Here is a 2,321-nt window from a genome sequence, read left to right as displayed (position 1 = left end):
CCGCCCAGACGAGTTCGGGAAGCAGTCCGACGGCGAGCCCGGCATGGATGAGTCGCACGTGCGCGGTGAGGTCGGCGATCTCGAAGCGCACGTCGGGTTCGAAGCCTGCGGTGCGGCAGAGCTGCTCGGCCCACGCGCGTGATGCCGTGCCTGCGGGTTCGAGCACCCACGGCTGCTCGCGGGTCTCCCACAGCGCGGCGGCGGGATCGGACTCGGGGGCCGAGGCGGGGGTGCGCGCGAGGGTGATGGCGTCGTGCGCGAGGACCACGCGGTCGAGGTCGGCATGGATCGGTCGCGTGTGGCCCGGGTACTGCTCGGCGAGGATCAGGTCGTAGTCGCGGCTCGAGACGCCGACGAGTCCTGTCTCGGGGTCGCACTCGGTGACCTCGACACGGAGGGCCGGATGCTCGCGACGCAGCGCGTCGAGCGTCTGGGGGAGCAGCGAGTGCGCGGCCGACTGGAACACCGCGACGTGCACGGTGCCGGTGACCTCGGTAAGCGACTCGGCCACGGCGACCTCGGCCTGCTCGAGCTGATCGAGGATGCCGATGGCCTCGGCGACGAGCACGGTGCCCTGCGGCGTGAACTGCACGCCTCGGCCGACTCTGCGCAGCAGCGGCACGCCCACCTCGCGCTCGAGTGCGCTGAGCTGCTGCGACACCGAGGCCTTGCTGTACGAGAGCGCGTCCGCGACCGCCGAGAGGGTGCCGCGGCGGGAGAGCTCCACGAGCAGTCTGAGTCGATTGACGTCGAGCATCCGCCGCTGTCTCCCTGCCGTTCGAATGTTAAGTAGAACCGAACAGAAAATGCGCAGATCGGTTGATAGACGTAGCCTACTCACGCGCCTGAGAATGATCGAGCCGCACACGAATCCCGGGTGTGCGATCCCCCGAAAAAAGGCCACACCGATGACCGTCGCCGCCGACACCACCGCCGTCAGCACCCCGCGCACCGAAGACGTCGCCGCCCTCGTGCAGCGCTGGCTCGCCGAGAGCGAGACCCACCCCGTCGAACCCGCAGCCCAGCGCCTGGCCGAGGTCCTGAAGGACCCGAACGGCCTCGCATTCACCGTCGGCTTCGTCGACGGTGTGATGCGTCCCGAAGACCTCGGCGTCGCCGGTCGCAAGCTCGCCGAGATCTCCGACCTCACCCCGTCGCTTCTGCCCGGCTACCTGCGCGCCGCGATCAGGACCGGTAGCTTCTGGGCGCCCAAGCTCCCCGGAGTCGTGGTGCCGATCTCGCGTCGCGTGCTGCGCGCCATGGTCGGACACCTCGTGCTCGACGCCACCCCCTCGAAGCTCGGCCCGGCGATCGCCAAGCTGCGCAAGAGCGGCAACCGCCTGAACCTCAACCTGCTCGGCGAGGCCGTTCTCGGCGAGCGCGAGGCCGGGCACCGTCTGCAGGGCACCTACGACTTCCTCGCCCGCAAGGACGTGGACTACGTCTCGATCAAGGTCTCGAGCGTCGTGAGCCAGCTGTCGATGTGGTCGTTCGACGAGGCCGTCGCCGACGTCGTCGAGAAGCTGACCCCCCTCTACCGCCTCGCCGCGTCGTCGGAGGCCGCCGGCAAGACCAAGTTCATCAACCTCGACATGGAGGAGTACCGCGACCTCGACCTGACGATCGCGGCGTTCACCAGCATCCTCGACCAGCCGGGTCTCGAGAACCTCGAGGCCGGGATCGTGCTGCAGGCCTACCTGCCCGACGCGCTCGGGGCCATGCAGCAGCTGCAGGAGTGGGCCGCGGCGCGGCGCGCGAAGGGCGGGGCTCCCATCAAGGTGCGCGTCGTCAAGGGCGCGAACCTCGCCATGGAAGAGGTGGACTCGAAGATCCACGACTGGCCGCTCGCCACCTACGGCACCAAGCAGGACTCCGACACGAACTACAAGCGCGTGCTCGACTGGTCGATGACGCCCGAGCGGCTGGATGCGGTGCGCATCGGCGTCGCGGGGCACAACCTCTTCGACATCGCCTACACCTGGCTGCTCGCCCAGGCCCGTGGCGTCACGGATGCCGTCGAGTACGAGATGCTGCTCGGCATGGCGACGGGCCAGGCCGAGGCGGTCCGCAAGGACGTCGGGCAGCTACTGCTCTACACGCCGGTCGTGAACCCCGCCGAGTTCGACGTCGCGATCGCCTACCTCGTGCGCCGCCTCGAAGAGAACGCGAGCCCCGAGAACTTCATGTCGGCCGTGTTCGAGCTCGCGTCGAACCCGACGCTGCTGACCCGCGAGCGCGAGCGCTTCGAGCGGTCGCTGACCGCCCTCGAGGCCGACCGCAGCGTGCCCGCCTCGAACCGCGTGCAGGACCGTGCGGCCGAG

The 2,321-nt window shown here is 69.5% G+C and carries 2 protein-coding genes; one reads left to right on the top strand and one right to left on the bottom strand.

Annotated elements, in window-relative coordinates:
- On the bottom strand, nucleotides 1-757 hold a 757-nt coding region (locus RTM68_RS18350; RefSeq protein ID WP_312173739.1), incomplete at its 3' end, for a LysR family transcriptional regulator.
- Between the two features lie 151 nt (nucleotides 758-908).
- Here RTM68_RS18350 and RTM68_RS18345 point away from each other — a divergent pair.
- Nucleotides 909-2,321 (top strand): proline dehydrogenase family protein (locus RTM68_RS18345; protein WP_312173737.1); only part of this gene is annotated, 1,413 nt, incomplete at its 3' end.

Origin of the sequence: Microbacterium sp. (genome assembly GCF_031988965.1) — a bacterium.
GTDB lineage: Bacteria > Actinomycetota > Actinomycetes > Actinomycetales > Microbacteriaceae > Microbacterium.
The sequence above is the reverse complement of the archived record's forward strand: the minus strand, read 5'-3'. Positions and strand labels throughout refer to the sequence as shown.